General features: G+C 60.5%; 16 protein-coding genes. 10 read left to right on the top strand and 6 right to left on the bottom strand.

Annotated features, from left to right (window positions below):
• Nucleotides 1–7: 7 nt before the first annotated feature.
• From CXQ82_RS25170 to CXQ82_RS25160, 3 genes are all read right to left on the bottom strand, one after another.
• Nucleotides 8–1723 (bottom strand): proline--tRNA ligase, encoded by a 1716-nt coding sequence (locus CXQ82_RS25170; RefSeq protein WP_101272792.1) that lies wholly within the window; start codon nt 1721–1723, stop codon nt 8–10.
• 205 nt (nt 1724–1928) lie between these two features.
• Nucleotides 1929–3461 carry an AmpG family muropeptide MFS transporter gene (locus CXQ82_RS25165; RefSeq protein WP_101272791.1) on the bottom strand — a complete coding sequence of 511 codons (1533 nt, stop codon included), beginning with the start codon at nt 3459–3461 and terminating at the stop codon, nt 1929–1931.
• A 43-nt stretch (nt 3462–3504) separates the two neighbouring features.
• Nucleotides 3505–3867 carry an MGMT family protein gene (locus CXQ82_RS25160; RefSeq protein WP_101272790.1) on the bottom strand — a complete coding sequence of 121 codons (363 nt, stop codon included), beginning with the start codon at nt 3865–3867 and terminating at the stop codon, nt 3505–3507.
• A 126-nt stretch (nt 3868–3993) separates the two neighbouring features.
• Between CXQ82_RS25160 and CXQ82_RS25155 the strand changes: the two genes are divergently transcribed.
• The 10 genes from CXQ82_RS25155 to CXQ82_RS25110 all read left to right on the top strand — a co-directional run bounded on the left by CXQ82_RS25155 (nt 3994) and on the right by CXQ82_RS25110 (nt 12657).
• On the top strand, nt 3994–5001 hold the full coding sequence (locus CXQ82_RS25155) for a DUF481 domain-containing protein (protein WP_101272789.1): 1008 nt from the start codon (nt 3994–3996) through the stop codon (nt 4999–5001).
• A gap of 105 nt (nt 5002–5106) precedes the next feature.
• Nucleotides 5107–5838, top strand: coding sequence for a HugZ family protein (locus CXQ82_RS25150; RefSeq protein WP_101272788.1), 732 nt, complete (start codon nt 5107–5109; stop codon nt 5836–5838).
• A 66-nt stretch (nt 5839–5904) separates the two neighbouring features.
• Nucleotides 5905–6381, top strand: coding sequence for an FxsA family protein (locus CXQ82_RS25145; RefSeq protein WP_101272787.1), 477 nt, complete (start codon nt 5905–5907; stop codon nt 6379–6381).
• Between the two features lie 246 nt (nt 6382–6627).
• Nucleotides 6628–6924 (top strand): co-chaperone GroES, encoded by a 297-nt coding sequence (gene groES / locus CXQ82_RS25140; RefSeq protein WP_017846112.1) that lies wholly within the window; start codon nt 6628–6630, stop codon nt 6922–6924.
• A 50-nt stretch (nt 6925–6974) separates the two neighbouring features.
• Entirely contained in the window at nt 6975–8621 is a 1647-nt protein-coding gene (groL, locus tag CXQ82_RS25135) for a chaperonin GroEL (protein ID WP_101272786.1), read from the top strand.
• A gap of 267 nt (nt 8622–8888) precedes the next feature.
• Nucleotides 8889–9572, top strand: coding sequence for a two-component system response regulator ColR (colR, locus tag CXQ82_RS25130; RefSeq protein WP_003175870.1), 684 nt, complete (start codon nt 8889–8891; stop codon nt 9570–9572).
• On the top strand, nt 9562–10842 hold the full coding sequence (locus CXQ82_RS25125; RefSeq protein WP_101272785.1) for a HAMP domain-containing sensor histidine kinase: 1281 nt from the start codon (nt 9562–9564) through the stop codon (nt 10840–10842). The genes colR and CXQ82_RS25125 overlap by 11 nt, the downstream gene beginning before the upstream one ends.
• Before the next feature lie 186 nt (nt 10843–11028).
• Nucleotides 11029–11709: a class I SAM-dependent methyltransferase gene (locus CXQ82_RS25120; RefSeq protein ID WP_101272784.1), complete on the top strand. Its 681-nt coding sequence runs from the start codon at nt 11029–11031 to the stop codon at nt 11707–11709.
• 4 nt (nt 11710–11713) lie between these two features.
• Nucleotides 11714–12433 carry a lipopolysaccharide kinase InaA family protein gene (locus CXQ82_RS25115; protein ID WP_101272783.1) on the top strand — a complete coding sequence of 240 codons (720 nt, stop codon included), beginning with the start codon at nt 11714–11716 and terminating at the stop codon, nt 12431–12433.
• Nucleotides 12430–12657: a hypothetical protein gene (locus tag CXQ82_RS25110; protein WP_101272782.1), complete on the top strand. Its 228-nt coding sequence runs from the start codon at nt 12430–12432 to the stop codon at nt 12655–12657. Before CXQ82_RS25115 ends, CXQ82_RS25110 begins: the two co-directional genes overlap by 4 nt.
• A gap of 54 nt (nt 12658–12711) precedes the next feature.
• On the opposite strand, the gene CXQ82_RS25105 is transcribed toward CXQ82_RS25110, so the two are convergent.
• The 3 genes from CXQ82_RS25105 to CXQ82_RS25095 are packed head-to-tail and all read right to left on the bottom strand — an operon-like array spanning nt 12712 to nt 16335.
• Entirely contained in the window at nt 12712–13809 is a 1098-nt protein-coding gene (locus CXQ82_RS25105) for a DUF1513 domain-containing protein (protein WP_101272781.1), read from the bottom strand.
• A 2-nt stretch (nt 13810–13811) separates the two neighbouring features.
• Complete coding sequence (locus CXQ82_RS25100; RefSeq protein WP_101272780.1) at nt 13812–14876, bottom strand: imelysin family protein; 1065 nt, start codon at nt 14874–14876, stop codon at nt 13812–13814.
• Nucleotides 14877–14907: 31 nt separating this feature from the next.
• Complete coding sequence (locus tag CXQ82_RS25095) at nt 14908–16335, bottom strand: di-heme oxidoredictase family protein (protein ID WP_101272779.1); 1428 nt, start codon at nt 16333–16335, stop codon at nt 14908–14910.
• Between the last annotated feature and the right edge of the window lie 49 nt (nt 16336–16384).

The raw sequence follows: 16384 nt of genomic DNA, 5'->3' as shown, positions 1-16384 counted from the left end.
CTGGTTTTCAGCGACGAATACGCGCCTGAAGGAAAGACAGCACGTCAGCCACCGGCAACGGTTGAGCTTCGGCTTCGGTCCGGCTTTTGTATTCCAGATTGCCATCGGCCAGGCCGCGGTCACTGACCACGATCCGGTGCGGGATGCCAATCAGTTCCATGTCGGCGAACTTGATGCCCGGGCTGGTTTTCTTGTCCCGGTCATCCAGCAGCACTTCAAAACCGGCAGCGGTGAGTTCCGCATACAGTTTGTCGGTGGCTTCGCGTACTTGCTCGGTTTCGTAACGCAGTGGCACCAGGGCGATCTGGAACGGCGCCAGGGCGTCACTCCAGATGATGCCTTTTTCGTCGTTGTTCTGCTCGATGGCAGCCGCGACCACGCGGGAAACACCAATGCCGTAGCAACCCATGTCCAGGGTGATCGGCTTGCCGTTCTCGCCCAGCACTTCGCACTTCATCGCCTTGCTGTACTTGTTGCCCAGCTGGAAGATGTGCCCGACTTCGATACCGCGCTTGATCTCCAGGGTGCCCTTGCCATCCGGGCTTGGGTCGCCGGCAACCACGTTACGCAGGTCGGCCACGGTCGGAACCGGCAGGTCACGTTCCCAGTTCACGCCGAAGTAGTGCTTGTCGTCGATGTTTGCGCCGATACCGAAGTCGCTCATCAGCTCGACTGAACGGTCGATGATGATCGGCAGAGGCAGGTTCAGCGGGCCGAGCGAACCGGCACCCGCGCCAATGGCGTCGCGCAGTTCTGCATCGGTGGCCATGACCAGCGGGCTGGCGACGCCAGGTTGCTGAGCGGCCTTGATTTCGTTGAGCTCGTGGTCGCCACGGATGACCAGGGCGATCAGCTTGCCTTCTTCCTCGGCGCGCACGATCAGGGTCTTGATGGTCTTTTCAATCGGCAGATTGAATTTTTCCACCAGGGCCGCGATGGTCTTGGTCTCTGGGGTGTCTACCAGGCGCAGCTCTTCAGCCGGGGCTGGGCGCGAGGTTTCCCGTGGTACGGCTTCGGCTTTCTCGATGTTCGCCGCGTAGTCGGAACCGTTGCTGAACACGATATCGTCTTCGCCGGATTCGGCCAGCACGTGGAATTCGTGGGAGCCGGCGCCGCCGATGGAGCCGTTGTCCGCTTCAACCGGGCGGAATTTCAGGCCCAGGCGCGTGAACACGTTGCAGTAGGCCTGGTGCATGCGGTCGTAGGTGACCTGCAGCGATGCCTGGTCGGCGTGGAACGAATACGCGTCCTTCATGATGAATTCGCGGCCGCGCATCAAACCGAAGCGCGGGCGGATTTCATCACGGAATTTGGTCTGGATCTGATACAGGTTCAGCGGCAGCTGCTTGTAGCTGCTCAGCTCGTTGCGCATCAGGTCGGTGATCACTTCTTCGTGGGTCGGGCCGGCGCAGAAGTCGCGACCGTGGCGATCCTTGAAGCGCAGCAACTCAGGGCCGTACTCTTCCCAGCGCCCGGATTCCTGCCACAACTCAGCCGGTTGGGTGCTCGGCATCAACACTTCCAGAGAGCCGGCGGCGTTCATTTCTTCACGAACGATGGCTTCGACCTTGCGCATCACCTTCAAGCCCATGGGCAGCCAGGTGTACAGGCCGGAGGCCAGTTTGCGGATCATGCCGGCGCGCAGCATCAGCTGATGGCTGATCACGACCGCGTCGGAAGGCGTTTCTTTCTGTGTGGCGAGCAAATATTGACTGGTACGCATGGTAGGCCGTTGTCGGTTGCTTGAACTTGAAATGACTTGGGATTGTACGGGCGCAAACTGCTGGAGTACAGGCATCAGAATGCACAGAGGTGTGTGGGCTAATGTGGGAGGGGGCTTGCCCCCGATAGCGGTGTGTCAGCCATCGATAAGTTGACTGACACCCTGCTATCGGGGGCAAGCCCCCTCCCACATTGACCCAGTGGTGTCAGTCTTCGGCGGGTGGATTCAAGCGAATCCGCCGGTTTTCCTGATACCAATGCAGCGCAATCAGCAGCAACGTCGGCACACCCAGCATGCAGGTGATCAGGAAGAAGTTGTGATAGCCGAACTTCTCCACCATCACCCCCGAGTACCCGCCGATCAAGCGTGGCAGCAACAGCATGATCGAGCTGAGCAGCGCATATTGGGTGGCGGAGAACTTGAGGTTGGTCAGGCTCGACAGGTAAGCCACGAACGCTGACGTGGCCAGGCCCGAGCTGAAGTTGTCCAGGGAGATGGTGAAGATCAGCATCTGCAGGTCCGGGCCCATGTCGGCGAGCATCACGAACAGCAGGTTGGTGCCGGCCGACGCCACGCCGCCGATAAACAGGATCGGCAAGATGCCGAACCGCACAATCAGCAGGCCGCCCATGCCGGCGCCGAGCAGGGTCATGATCAGGCCGAAAATCTTGCTGACTCCGGCGATCTGGTCCTTGGTAAAACCCTGGTCGATGTAGAACACGTTGGCCATTACGCCCATCACCGTGTCGGACATCCGATAGGTCGCGATCAGCCCCAGCAGCAGCAGCGCCTGCCAGCGGTAGCGCAGGATAAAGTCATTGACCGGCGTCAGCACCGGCGCCAGGCCCCGGCGGCCCATGGCCGAGAGGCACAGGGCGGTGAGGGTGATATAGAGGATGGCGCGCAGGAAAGCGCGGTCGTCCATCAACAGGTCCCACAGGCTCACGCCGTGGAATACCACGCTGGCGAAATCGGTGTTGTACAGCTGGGTGAACATCGCCGGTACCGACACCAGCAGCACGATCAGCACAAATACCGACACGAGCTGATGCACAAAGCTGTAGCGCCCGGCCTGCAGTTGGGTGCGCAGCGGTACATTCGGTTCGCGCATGAACAGCGTGGTCAGCAGCGCCGGGATCATCAGCACGCCGAACAGCACGTAGGTGCCGGTCCAGGCCGAGTGTTTATAGTTGAACCCGGTGGAGCCGAAGCCTTCGGCAAAAAACAGCGCGCCTGCGGTCGCCAGCAATGCCGCGATGCGGTAACCGGACATATAGCTGGCGGCCAGGGCAGCCTGGCGGCTGTCGTCGGCGATTTCCAGGCGATAGGCATCTACCGCAATGTCCTGGGTAGCGGAGGCGAATGCGACGATGACGGCAATGGCGATCAGCCAGGACAGGTGTTTCTGAGGGTCGCAGAACCCCATGCCGATCAATCCGAGGATCACCAGCGACTGGGCAAGTACCAGCCAGGAACGACGTCGTCCAAGTTTGCCGAGCAACGGCAGGCGCCATTGGTCGAGCAGCGGCGACCAGACCCACTTGAAGGCGTAAGCCAAGCCGATCAGGCTCGCATAGCCAATGGTCTCGCGGGCCACACCGGCCTCACGCAACCACACCGACAGCGTCGAGAACACCAACATGTAAGGCAGGCCGGCGGCAAAGCCGAGCAACAACAGGACTAACGTCGAGGGGCTGGCATAGGCGGCGAGCGCGGCGCGCCAGGTTTTACGGGGCATGGGCTGGAGTCTGCCTCAGATTCACGGAAACAAAGCGCGCACTCTAACCGCTGTGCTCTACCGGGCGCCAGCCATGGCGCTGAATATCCACGCGATTGTTGCGGACAGTCACCCCCTCATCGCGCAGACGCGCCCGCTGTTCATCGCCCGAGGCACTGCCCACCGGCAGACTTATCCGACCACCGGCACCCAGCACGCGGTGCCAGGGCAATTTGGAGCCTTCGGGAAGTTGGCTCAAGGTGCGCCCCACCCAGCGTGCCGCACGCCCCAGGCCTGCCAACTGCGCCAATTCACCGTAACTCACCACGCAACCGGCGGGCACCTGCGCCAATGTCAGGTACAGCGCGGTGCGACGCATCTCTGCGGGGCTTTGCGGCGTTTCAGCAGGTGGGTCAGATATAGGCATCTTTTTGTAAGAAAAGTCTGTAAGTGTGCTGTTGAGAATTGAACTCAATATAAATCCTTGAGTCAGTCCTAGCTATCTAACACGATAATCGCCCTTTTTCGCCAACCCTGAGCTCACTATCCGCTTATGTTGTCCAGAACCCTGCTGTGCCTCGCTGTTTTCAGTGCCTCCACGCCCTTGCTGGCCGACACCGTCTGGTTAAAGAACGGTGATCGCCTGACCGGCAAGATCAAGGTCTTCGACGGTGGCAAGTTGCTGATCCAGACCGACTACGCAGGCGCCATCCCCGTGGACTGGAAACAGGTCAAAACCCTGGAAAGCGACCAGGAGCTGCTGGTCAAGCAGGATGCCTACACTGGTGAAAAGGCCAAGTCCCTCAAGGCGGCGGACGATGGCAAAGTGGTGCTGGCCAATGGCGAGGCGCCCAAGACCGTCGAACTGGCGAGCATTCAACAGATCATCAAGCCCAAGCCTGTGATCGAAGACCTGGTGTGGAAGGGTAACGTCGACATGGCGCTGGACTACAAGCGCGCCGAAAACGACACCAACGACTACGACATCGACTTCAAGACCACCGCGCGTCACGGTCAATGGCGTCACACCGGGCAGGGCGAGTACAACCGCGAGTTCCAGGACGACGTCACCACCACCGACAACTGGTCGCTGGAATATGACTTGGACCGCTTCCTCACTGAACACTGGTTCTGGCAGGGTCGCCTGACCTACAAGCGCGACAAGGTGGAAGACCTGGCGCGCCAACGCACCGTGGGCACCGGCCCGGGCTACCAGTTCTGGGATGATGAGCTGGGCGCGTTCTCCCTCGGCTCGCTGGTCAACCGTACCGACTACGAATATGCCGAGGGCGGCAAAGACAATTTCTACTCGGTGGCCATGAAGTGGAACTACAACCGCTACCTGGTGGGCAAGACGGTCGAGTTCTTCACCAACGGCGAACTGGGCCGCCCGATTGACGGGCCGGTGGATTACTCCCTGGATGCGGAGATGGGCCTGCGCTACAAAGTCACCGAATGGGCCTCCCTCAACCTGAAGGCCGAGCGCGACGTTATCAGTGGCGACTCGGACAGCAGCCTGAGCAAGACCCGTTACACCGCAGGCTTCGGTGTCGCCTGGTAATCAGGCCTCACAAACCCGCTTGGCAACCTTCGCCGATATTGATTACCTTGTGTTGAGATCCATTCCCATAAGCTATGGGCGGCCGAATTCCCGAGGAGTCATACGTTGAGCGCACACGTTGCCAAGAACGCCCGAGAGCTGTTGCTCAAGGAATACCGTGGGGCTCTCTCCACACAGTCCAAAGCCATGCCCGGCTTTCCTTTCGGTTCGGTCGTGCCGTACTGCCTGGACGAGCAGGGCCGCCCGCTGATCCTCATCAGCCGTATTGCCCAGCACACCCACAACCTGCAAAAAGACCCCAAGTGCTCACTGTTGGTGGGTGAGCGTGAGGCGGACGATGTGCAGGCAGTGGGGCGCCTGACCTACCTGGGCGAAGCCGAAAAACTTCAAGACGCTGACGCCATCGAGGCGGCCGCCGAGCGTTACTACCGCTATTTCCCCGATTCGGCCAACTACCACAAGGCCCACGATTTTGATTTCTGGGTGCTCAAGCCGGTACGCCACCGTTACATCGGCGGGTTTGGCGCGATTCACTGGGTCGACCAATTGACCCTGGCCAACCCATTCTTCGGCAAGGCCGAGCGCAGCATGGTCGAGCACATGAACAGCGACCACACCAAGGCCATCGCCCATTACGTCGACCTCAGCGGTTTGCCGACCTCCGAACCTGCGCAACTGGCCGGTATCGACAGCGAAGGCATGCACCTGCGCATTGGCCAATCGCTGCATTGGTTGCCCTTTGCGGAGTCTTGCAACACGCCGACACAAGTACGCGAGGCCCTGGTTTCATTGGCCCACGCCGAAGTGTGGCCGAAAAAATCAGCCGCTGAAGCTTGAATTCACGAAACGGCGACGTCATCTAAGGTGAACTGGCAAGGCATTCTTGCGTTGAGGAACCATTTGATGCGCCCTTTTTTATTGCTCTTTCTGCTATTCCCGGTGTTGGAGCTGTTCGTATTCGTTCAAGTCAGCAGCGCCATCGGGTTTTTCCCGGCCCTGTTGCTGATCATTCTCGGCTCGATGCTCGGCGTTCTGGTGCTGCGTGTCGCCGGCCTGGCCACGGCGCTGCGTGCGCGTGAAAGCTTGAACCGCGGCGAACTGCCGGCCCAGACCATGCTTGAAGGCCTGATGATGGCTTTGGCCGGTGGCCTGTTGATCCTGCCGGGCTTTATCAGCGATGTGGTTGGTTTGGTGATGTTGCTGCCGGTCACCCGCAAGCTGCTGGCCGGCAAGATGCGCCAGCGCGCCGAAGACGCGGCAATGCGCCAACGCGCGTTTGCCGATGACCTGCAACCCCGTGGCGGCCCGGCTCCGCGCCAACCGCTGGGGCGTGAAGGTGATGTGATTGAAGGCGAGTTCGAGCACCGCGACAGCAAATAACCGCTCCGCCCTCACGGCACCTTCGGGTGCCGTGTTGCTTTTAAGGGCCGCCAGTTGCAAAAAAATTCATCCCCGGCCCCTTGTAATAAGCTTATGCGCCCTTATGTAACGGTCACCGCAAGGTTTCTGGTGGCGACACCAGACAGACTTCCGCGGTTTGCTCAGCGAACCGCGACCGGCACCGCCGGATTAAACCTGCCGGTACAGACACCGGCCGATGAAAAACACAATTAGGAGAGATCGACAATGAGCAAGCTTCGTCCTCTGCACGACCGCGTCGTTATCCGTCGCAGCGAAGAAGAAAAGAAAACCGCTGGCGGTATCGTTCTGCCAGGTTCGGCTGCTGAAAAAGCCAACCACGGTGTGATCGTCGCTGCAGGCCCAGGCAAGACTCTGGAAAACGGTGAAGTGCGTGCGCTGGCCGTTAAAGTCGGTGACAAGGTTGTATTCGGTCCTTACTCCGGCAGCAACACTGTGAAAGTCGACGGCGAAGACCTGCTGGTCATGGCTGAGAACGAGATTCTCGCTGTACTGGAAGGCTGATTTCCCCGCTCATTTTCCCGTTACTACAAAGTATTTAAGGAATATCGATCATGGCTGCTAAAGAAGTTAAATTCGGCGATTCCGCCCGCAAGAAAATGCTCACCGGTGTCAACGTCCTGGCTGACGCAGTAAAAGCGACCCTGGGCCCGAAAGGCCGTAACGTGATCATCGAGAAGAGCTTCGGCGCTCCGACCATCACCAAGGACGGCGTTTCCGTAGCAAAAGAAATCGAACTGGAAGACCGTTTCGAGAACATGGGCGCGCAGCTGGTCAAAGACGTTGCCTCCCGTGCCAACGATGACGCAGGCGACGGCACCACCACCGCTACCGTTCTGGCTCAATCGATCGTCAACGAAGGCCTGAAAGCCGTCGCTGCCGGCATGAACCCGATGGACCTGAAGCGCGGCATCGACAAGGCGACCATCGCCATTGTCAAAGAGCTGAAAAACCTGTCCAAGCCATGCGCTGACACCAAGGCTATCGCTCAGGTAGGTACTATCTCTGCCAACTCCGACAACTCCATCGGCGACATCATTGCCGAAGCCATGGAAAAAGTCGGTAAAGAAGGCGTGATCACCGTTGAAGAAGGCACTGGCCTGGAAAACGAACTGTCGGTTGTAGAAGGCATGCAGTTCGACCGTGGCTACCTGTCCCCGTACTTCGTCAACAAGCCTGAGACCATGGTTGCCGAGCTGGACAGCCCGCTGATCCTGCTGGTCGACAAAAAGATCTCGAACATCCGCGAAATGCTGCCAGTGCTGGAAGCCGTTGCCAAAGCCGGCCGCCCACTGCTGATCGTTTCCGAAGACGTTGAAGGCGAAGCCCTGGCGACTCTGGTTGTGAACAACATGCGTGGCATCGTTAAAGTCGCAGCCGTCAAGGCTCCAGGCTTCGGCGACCGTCGCAAGGCCATGCTGCAGGACATCGCCGTTCTGACCGGCGGTACCGTTATCTCCGAAGAGATCGGCCTGAGCCTGGAAAGCGCCACCCTGGAAAACCTGGGTAGCGCCAAGCGCGTGACCATCTCCAAAGAAAACACCATCATCGTTGACGGTGCTGGCGTAGAGCAGGACATCCAGGCGCGCATCGCTCAGATCCGTGCCCAGGTTGCCGAGACTTCGTCCGACTACGACCGTGAAAAACTGCAAGAGCGTCTGGCCAAGCTGTCCGGCGGCGTTGCAGTGATCAAGGTTGGCGCTGGTTCCGAAGTAGAAATGAAAGAGAAGAAAGCCCGCGTTGAAGACGCCCTGCACGCAACCCGTGCAGCCGTTGAAGAAGGCGTGGTACCTGGCGGTGGCGTAGCGCTGATCCGCGCTCTGGAAGCCATCACCGGCCTGAAAGGCGACAACGCCGATCAAGACGTTGGTATCGCTGTGCTGCGTCGCGCTGTTGAAGCGCCGCTGCGTCAGATCGCTGCCAACTCCGGCGACGAGCCAAGCGTTGTGGTCAACGAAGTCAAGAACGGCAAAGGTAACTTCGGTTACAACGCCGCGACTGGCGAGTACGGCGACATGATCGAAATGGGCATCCTGGACCCTACCAAGGTGACTCGTTCGGCGCTGCAAGCAGCATCCTCCATCGGCGGCCTGATCCTGACCACCGAAGCGGCGATCGCTGATGCACCGAAGAAAGATGGCGGCGCTGGCGGCGGTATGCCAGACATGGGCGGCATGGGTGGCATGGGCGGCATGATGTAAGCCAGCCTTACCCGGCTCCTGAAAAAACCCCGCCTGCAGTGATGCAGGCGGGGTTTTTTAATGCCTGGGTGTTTTACCGGGCGTGACGCTGCATCAGTGTGGCAGCCTTTCTGTAGCGAGCGGGTGAAGCGATAGTGAAAAACTCGTGAAGCGCATCAATAGGTTGAAAATACCTATAGAGTCACTCCGCCGCCCTAGTCGTGGGCCACACTTGGCCTTAAGCTGCGCGAGCCAACACGGCCGTTACCGCGTACGGAGACACTGCCCATGCGAATTTTATTGGTTGAAGACAACCGCGATATTCTGGCCAACCTGGCCGATTACCTGGGGCTCAAAGGCTACACAGTGGACTGTGCGCAGGATGGTCTGTCGGGCCTGCACCTGGCCGCCACCGAACATTACGACTTGATCGTGCTCGACATCATGCTGCCCGGCATCGATGGCTACACCCTGTGCAAACGCCTGCGCGAAGACGCGCGCCGCGATACGCCAGTGATCATGCTCACCGCCCGCGACCAATTGGACGATCGGCTGCAGGGCTTCAAGTCCGGCGCCGATGATTACCTGCTCAAACCCTTTGCCCTGTCGGAATTGGCTGCACGTATCGAAGCCGTGCTGCGCCGCGCCCAGGGTGGGGGCCGCCGTGCGCTGCAAGTGGGCGACCTGAGCTACGACCTCGATACCCTCGAAGTGACCCGCGAAGGGCGCCTGCTCAAGCTCAACCCGGTCGGCCTGAAGCTGCTGGCGGTGCTGATGCAGAAGAGCCCCCACGTGCTGCGTCGGGAAATCCTCGAAGAGGCCCTGTGGGGCGACGACTGCCCCGACAGCGACAGCCTGCGCAGCCACGTGCACCAGCTGCGCCAAGTGATCGATAAACCCTTCGCCAAGCCGCTGCTGCAAACGGTGCACGGCGTCGGTTATCGCTTGGCCGAGGGCCGAGATGGAGTTTAAGCAAAGCCTTGCCCAACGGATCATCATCGCCTTTGCCTTGATGAGTGCGCTGGTGGCGGGCGCCTTCGCCATGGGCATCGTCGCGACCGTGCACCTGGTGGAAGAGAAGTTGATCTCGGCAGGCCTGGGCGGTGACTTGCAACGCCTGCTGCTGATGGACACGGTCGAAGACTGGCGGCACCGCCCCGAGCCGGACCAACTGTTTTATTTCAGCGGTGGCCCCGGCGACTTCGAGTTGCCCAAGGACCTGCGGCACCTGGAACCGGGTTTCCACGAAGTGTTTCGCGAGGCCTTGTCGTACCACGCCATGGTCGAAGTGGTCGACGGTCGGCGCTATGTGCTGCTGCAGGATCAAAGCGATTTCGAAGAGCGCGAGCGCGTGCTGTTTGCCGTGGTGCTGGTGGGCTTTGTGCTCAGCCTGGCGCTGGCGGTATTCCTTGGCTGGGTACTGGCCCGCAAAGTGATGGCGCCGGTGGTGCGCCTGGCGCGCCAGGTGCGTCACCGCGACCAGTTGCTGGGCCTGGCCCCGCCTCTGGCGCCGGACTACGCGGCCGATGAAGTGGGTGAGCTGGCCGTGGCGTTCGACGCCACGTTGGGGCGTTTGCGCCAAGCCTTATCCCGCGAGCAATTGTTTACAAGCGATGTGAGCCATGAATTGCGCACACCCTTGATGGTGCTGGCCAGCTCCTGCGAACTGCTGCTGGAAAACCCGGCCATCGATCAGCGTGGGCGTAACCAGGTGCAGCGCATTGCCCGGGCCTGTGAAGAGATGCGCGAGCTGGTGCAGACCTTCCTGATGCTGGCCCGTGCCCAACACGACGAAGCGGCCATGTCGCCCCAGGTGACCCTTACCCAGGTGGCTGACGATTTACTCGGCATCTGGCGCGAGCCTATCGAGCATAAGGGCCTGCAACTGATCTACGACCCGGGCAACCCCCTGGACACGCGCTACAACACCACCTTCCTGCATGCCGTGATGGGTAACCTGTTGCGCAACGCCCTGCATTACACCGAGCACGGCTTTATCCGCTTGAGCTTGCAGCCGAGCGGCTTTGTGGTGGAGGACTCGGGGGTGGGTATTCCCGAAGACAAGCGCGAAGCGATGTTCGAGCCGTTCGTACGCGGTAGCGAGAAGCGCGGTGAAGGCCTGGGGTTGGGCTTGTCGCTGGTCCAGCGCATCTGCGAGAACCAGGGCTGGAGCGTCAGCCTCAGTACCATGGAGCCCAATGGCTGCCGCTTTCATGTCGAGTTGAACCCGCTCAACACTTGACCCTTCGCCTGCCGCTATCCTGCCGAAGTACCCCGTACTTCGGCGAAGATGGCCCCATGCTATTGCTTGTGTCTGTAAAGTCTTGAAATGTATGGGATTGGACAGGACAAGTTTTTCACAACGGGTTGACCTGTTGATCACAGTTCGGTGCTTAGAGTTGTAGGCATCAGTTACTGGAGATCAGTCATGTCTGGCCCTATCAAGCTCGAATTTTCCGAAAAGTACGACGATCAGCACGCCCACGAATATTTGCTCAAGCATCAGGACAATCTGGCTCGCCGGCTGTCCCACAAACGCGACGAGCAATTGGCCCGAGGTGCGCTGGCGATGGCCGGTGAGCCCGGCCTGGTGCTGGACCTGCCGTGTGGTGCCGGGCGTTTCTGGCCGCTGTTGGCTGAAAAACCCAACCGCGTGATCATCGGTGCCGACAATTCTGCGTCGATGTTGAAGGTGGCGACCGCTGCCCAGCCCGCCGATGTGGTGAAACGGGTACGGCCCTTGCAGACATCTGCTTTTGATATCGACCTGCCGGATAACTCGGTGGACAGCATTTTCTGTATGCGTCTGTTGCACCACATCGGTGATCCGGCGCACCGGATGACGATACTGCGGGAATTTCAGCGTGTTACACGCGACAGCGTGATTCTTTCGCTTTGGGTTGATGGCAACTTCAAGGCGTGGAAGCGCAAGCGCCTGGAAGGCCAGCGTCGCAAAAAAGGTGAGCAGGAAGGTTACCAAAATAGATTTGTGTTACCAGCTGCTACTGTTGAAGCAGAATTTGAGGAGGCCGGTTTCCGCGTTCAGGAATCGCTGGACTTCATCCCGCTCTATGCCATGTGGCGAGTGTATGTATTGCGCAAGAGGTAACAGGATGGCAGTTGAGTGCGTAGCAGGCAGTCACGTAGCTCCCGAAGAACGATTTGATTACTTCTGGCGCCAGCAAGGCGAATGGGTCGAAGAGCCCAATCGTCGGCGTGGCGGTGAAAGTGGTGTGCAGCGGGTAATGAGCGACAATGGCCGCTTGCTCTACAGCAAGCGCCAGACCGGGCATATCTACCGCAGCTGGCTTCACCCGTTTGGGCGCCCCACCGTGTTGCGTGAGCGTGACGCCCTCAAGGGCCTGCGCTTGCTGGATGTACGGGTGCCGGAAATGGTGTTTTGTGAGGCGCGCCGTGACCCTGAGCACCAATGGAAGGCATTGCTGGTTACCGCTGCCCTCGATGGCTTCGATGAAATTGAAAACTGGTACGCCGCCGGTGGGCGTGAACGCTATGGCGAGTTGGTACACGAGCGCGTGCTCAAGGAATTGGCCGGTACCCTGGCGCGCATGCACAGGGGCCGCTGGCAGCATGGTTGCCTGTACATCAAGCATATTTTCGTGCGGGTGACGGGCGAGGGTGACTCGGCCAATGTTGAAGTGGCGCTGCTGGATTTCGAGAAATGCCGCCAGCGCCTGACCGCTTATCGGGCGGCGTCCCATGACATGCTGCAACTGCGCCGCCATTCGTCGTGGAACAGCACTGACTGGGAAAAACTCAGCTACTTTTACGAGACGGCGTTTGGCAGCGCTATCAAGGGTTTAACCAAATGAAGCTAGAAATAGCACGAGGTGTGTTCCTGGTGGGGGCGCTGGGCATTGCAGCCCTGGCCCTGGCCGCATGGGAACAGCCTCGCACACAGGTACTCAGTGCGACGCAGGGCGGTGCGCAATGCCCCTTGCCGCGCGTCGCCAAGGCGAGCGTGGCAGCCAAGCCCGATCATGAGTTACTGCTGTTCATGTTTGGGATGTCTCAAGGGATGAGGCCGCAGAGTTGAAATGATCAAATCACCCTGAAAGGGCCTTGCGATGCGAGGCCCTTTTTTTTGCGGTTAAATCAAATGCAGATGGTTATCCCAGAAGCCGGAAGGCAATTCCAACGGTTTGGCCACCAACTGTTTCTGGCGGCAATCGTAGAAACGGCAACGGCCCTGGCCTGAGGTCACGACAAACCCGTCCGCCACCGCACCGACACCGGCGCAGTCGGGCAGCGGGCCATCCAGGCGCAGCTCGCCGCTGTCCATGTCCCAGATAAAAAAGCGGTTGCCGCGCGGTGCCGTCAACGCCACCAGGCGCAATTCGCTGTGCACCGCGACGCTGGCGGTGTAGTGCCCCATCGCCTGCAACTGCTCGTCCGCCACCGCAAAGGCCACGAACGGCTGCCCTGGGCGCTTGATCGCCAACAGTTCGGAACGCTCCTGGGATGCGCCCATAAACTGCTGCCCGGTGAGGATCGTGCCATCGCTGGCGATCCCCATATGGCGCACGCTGTTCATCTGCTGGCCCAGGGTTTCCTTGCTGATCAGCGTGCCGTCACGGTGCATCAGCACCAGGCTCGGCTCCATGGCGTTGAGGTTCATCTCCACGCGGCTTTCGGCTTCGGTGCGAATACCGCCGTTGGCCACTACCAGGGTTTCGCCATCGGGCATCCAGGACACTTGGTGCGGGCCAATGCCATGGGTGGAAATCTCGCCACTGTGCACCAGCCGCTCGCCTTCGAATTTGTACACGCCGAGCAGGCCACGGCCGGGGTCGGACGTGTCGTTCTCGGTGGCGTACAGCCAGTCGCCGCTCTTATGGATCACGGCGTGACCATAGAAGTGGCGATTGGCATTGGAGGTGATGGTTTGCAGCAGCGCGCCATCACGCAGGTCGATCAGGTAACTCTCGGTGCCCGGGCGACGGGCGACAAACAGTGCAATTGGCAGCGTCGGGTGGTTGATGATGTCGTGGCAGCGGTGGCCGACCTGAGTGGCAAACACCTGCTTGCCGTCCAGGCGGAAGCCCACGGCGTAGTGCTTGCCGTCGGCATCATCGCGTGCCGACAGCAGCAGCGGGCCTTTATCTTTCCCTTTGAACAGCGTCCAGCCACCCAGTGTGAGTGCACTGAGCAGCACGCTCCCCACCGCCAAAGCCTGTCGCCTGAGCATCATCAGTCACCGTCGTTGGCGTTGAAGCCGAGTTGGATGCCCAGCGCCTTGGCCAGCTCACCTTCGTGCAGGCGGTGGACGACGTTGAGGCTGTCGTAGATATCGTTGAGTTGCTGGCGCCCAGCGTCATCGTTCAACAGTTCGTTGAGGGTACGCTGGTTGCTGGCGAACAGTTTCAGCGACGCGGCATAGGCGGCATCGATTTTGTCGGCCAGCGGCTTCTGGTCAGATGGCAGCAGGCCACGCAGGCCTTTGTTGTCGACGCCAACCCACACGGTCTGCGCCGCCGCCAGGCTGGCTTCGAGGCTTTGCAGAGACGACTGGCTACGCCATGCATCGGCCTGGAACGGCTGCGGGATGCCCTTGGTCTGGCGACCCATTGGCGTACCGAGCTTTTTCTTCAAGGTGTCCAGTGCGGTGACTTGCACGCGCAGCAGGTCGGCGATGGCTTCGTGGGAATCGGCGTAGCGCTGATTCGGAAACTTGGTCATCTGCGCGAGCATGCCGTCGGTGCTGTTCCAGCTGGCCAGGATCTCCTCGGCCAGGGCTTTCTGACGGTCGCCGATGGCCACCAGCAGTGGGCAGTAACGGGCTTTCTGGGCCTCGTCGGCGATGTCGGTCTTGGCGTCGTAGAGGATGTATTCGTAAGCCGACAGGCCCTGCACCACGACGCTGGACTTGGCCAGTGCGGCGCCGTCGATCTGCGGCTGGCTGGCGACAAGTTGCTCGACTTGGCGGCCCACCAGGTTTTTCTTGTCCGGCCAGAACTGCACCTGCCACGAACGGTTGCCCTCGGCCAGCGGGCCGATCAGCAGCGGTTGCAACTCGGCCCAAGCCTTTTGTGCGTGGAGGAAGTCGGCACGGGCGGTGTCCAGGCTTTCCTTGCCCTGGCAGTAGGCCAGGGCGCTCACGGCCAGTTGGCGGTCGGCTTCGACCCAGCGGCTGTAGGTTGGCAGGATCACCTGTTTGGCGATCGCGGCCGAGGTCACGGCTTGTGGGTCTTGCGGTGAGCAGGCGCCGAGGGCGAGGGCGGCCAGGCTGGTGAACAACAACTTGGGACGGAACATGTTTAGCTCCCTTCTGTAATTGGGGCGAAGCTTATAAAGAATTCAGGAACGCCAGCAACGCCGCGCGTTGTTCGGCATTAAAGGACAACACATGCTGCTGCGCCGCTTGTGCTTCACCGCCGTGCCATAACACGGCTTCCAGCAGGTTGCGGGCGCGGCCGTCATGCAAAAACTGGGTGTGGCCACTTACGGTTTGTGTCAGGCCGATGCCCCACAACGGCGCGGTACGCCAGTCGCGGCCACCGGCCTTGAATTCGCTGCGGTTGTCGGCCAGGCCTGGGCCCATGTCGTGCAACAGCAGGTCGCTGTAGGGGCGGATCACTTGGTTGGCCAGCTCAGGCTCGGCGGCAGAGGCGGCCGTCGTGAATGTCGGCTTGTGACAACCCTGGCAACCGGCCTGATAGAACAGGTTTTTCCCGGCCAGCACCTGCGGCGTGTCGACGCCACGGCGTGCCGGCACGGCGAGGTTACGCGTGTAGAACAGCACCAGGCGCAGGATGTTGTCGCTGACTTCCGGCTCGCCATCCGGGCCATCGCCGTTAGGTGCCTGTTTGCAGGCGACTTGCGCATCGGTGCAGTCATCAAAGGGTCTCAGGGACGTGGTGAGGCCCATATCACCAGAGAACGCGTGAACATTTTGTTGATTGAGGTTGGGTTGCCCGGCTTTCCAGCCAAACCGCCCGAGTACGCTTTTGTGTTGGGCATCATCCCAGACCCAATTGGCCCGGCCTACGATGGCTTCCGGGTCAGCGGTTTGCGCAGCGGTGTTGCGCAGGATATCGCCATCGCTGATGGCTTCGAGCAAGCCCAGGCCAATCATGGGCGGGGCGACACGCGCTGAAAAAAGTGTGTCTGGATGCATCGGGCCGTAGCCGAGTTGGGTGATCTGCAGGTCCGGCTTGCGTAATTCGACCACGGTGCCGTCCTTGAACGTCACGTTGACCGGCGTGTAGTCGACCCGCACTTTGCCTTCCGGCGCTACGCCCGGCACGGCCATGTCTTGCAGTTGGCCGCCGTAGACCGGTTCGGGCACTACGCCAATTTGCTCGATGAGCCTGGCGTAGGCCGGTGTGCCCGGAATCGACAGCCGCACCAGCATCGACACCGCATTGGGCGCGTCGGGCAGCGGCGGGTGGCCACGGCCGTCCTTGATATGGCAGTTCTGGCAGGCGTTGGTGTTGAACAGCGGGCCCAGGCCATCACGGGCGGTGGTGGTCGACGGCGCGATCACCCAGGGGCTGCGAAAAAAGCTGTTGCCGACGCTGAAGTCCAGGCGGCGCGTGGGCGACAAGTTGGCCGAGGGTAGGGAAAATGCGTTCTGGTCGCGCTTGTTCACCGTCGTCGCGCCACCGGCCCGTGATTCACCCGGCTCTGCCTTGGTGAAACGGGGGGCGTCGTCGCAGGCAGTCAGGCTCAAGGCCAGCACGGCTGCGCACAGGCGAACAAACGGACGAAACATCGAGTTTCCTGAACGAAGGCGGAAAATTAGGCCGCAAAGTCTAACAGGG

The sequence above is a fragment of the Pseudomonas sp. S09G 359 genome (genome assembly GCF_002843605.1).
In the GTDB taxonomy this organism is placed as follows: Bacteria; Pseudomonadota; Gammaproteobacteria; order Pseudomonadales; family Pseudomonadaceae; genus Aquipseudomonas.
Note: the sequence above shows the minus strand (reverse complement) of the source record. Positions and strands in the feature narration are given on the sequence as shown.

Excerpts from the sequence above, each read along its gene's own strand:
- CXQ82_RS25170 (WP_101272792.1), bottom strand. The coding sequence starts at position 1,723 with ATGCGTACCAGTCAATATTTGCTCGCCACACAGAAAGAAACGCCTTCC.
- CXQ82_RS25165 (WP_101272791.1), bottom strand. The coding sequence starts at position 3,461 with ATGCCCCGTAAAACCTGGCGCGCCGCGCTCGCCGCCTATGCCAGCCCC.
- CXQ82_RS25160 (WP_101272790.1), bottom strand. The coding sequence starts at position 3,867 with ATGCCTATATCTGACCCACCTGCTGAAACGCCGCAAAGCCCCGCAGAG.
- CXQ82_RS25155 (WP_101272789.1), top strand. The coding sequence starts at position 3,994 with ATGTTGTCCAGAACCCTGCTGTGCCTCGCTGTTTTCAGTGCCTCCACG.
- CXQ82_RS25145 (WP_101272787.1), top strand. The coding sequence starts at position 5,905 with ATGCGCCCTTTTTTATTGCTCTTTCTGCTATTCCCGGTGTTGGAGCTG.
- groES (WP_017846112.1), top strand. The coding sequence starts at position 6,628 with ATGAGCAAGCTTCGTCCTCTGCACGACCGCGTCGTTATCCGTCGCAGC.
- groL (WP_101272786.1), top strand. The coding sequence starts at position 6,975 with ATGGCTGCTAAAGAAGTTAAATTCGGCGATTCCGCCCGCAAGAAAATG.
- colR (WP_003175870.1), top strand. The coding sequence starts at position 8,889 with ATGCGAATTTTATTGGTTGAAGACAACCGCGATATTCTGGCCAACCTG.
- CXQ82_RS25125 (WP_101272785.1), top strand. The coding sequence starts at position 9,562 with ATGGAGTTTAAGCAAAGCCTTGCCCAACGGATCATCATCGCCTTTGCC.
- CXQ82_RS25120 (WP_101272784.1), top strand. The coding sequence starts at position 11,029 with ATGTCTGGCCCTATCAAGCTCGAATTTTCCGAAAAGTACGACGATCAG.
- CXQ82_RS25115 (WP_101272783.1), top strand. The coding sequence starts at position 11,714 with ATGGCAGTTGAGTGCGTAGCAGGCAGTCACGTAGCTCCCGAAGAACGA.
- CXQ82_RS25110 (WP_101272782.1), top strand. The coding sequence starts at position 12,430 with ATGAAGCTAGAAATAGCACGAGGTGTGTTCCTGGTGGGGGCGCTGGGC.
- CXQ82_RS25105 (WP_101272781.1), bottom strand. The coding sequence starts at position 13,809 with ATGCTCAGGCGACAGGCTTTGGCGGTGGGGAGCGTGCTGCTCAGTGCA.
- CXQ82_RS25100 (WP_101272780.1), bottom strand. The coding sequence starts at position 14,876 with ATGTTCCGTCCCAAGTTGTTGTTCACCAGCCTGGCCGCCCTCGCCCTC.
- CXQ82_RS25095 (WP_101272779.1), bottom strand. The coding sequence starts at position 16,335 with ATGTTTCGTCCGTTTGTTCGCCTGTGCGCAGCCGTGCTGGCCTTGAGC.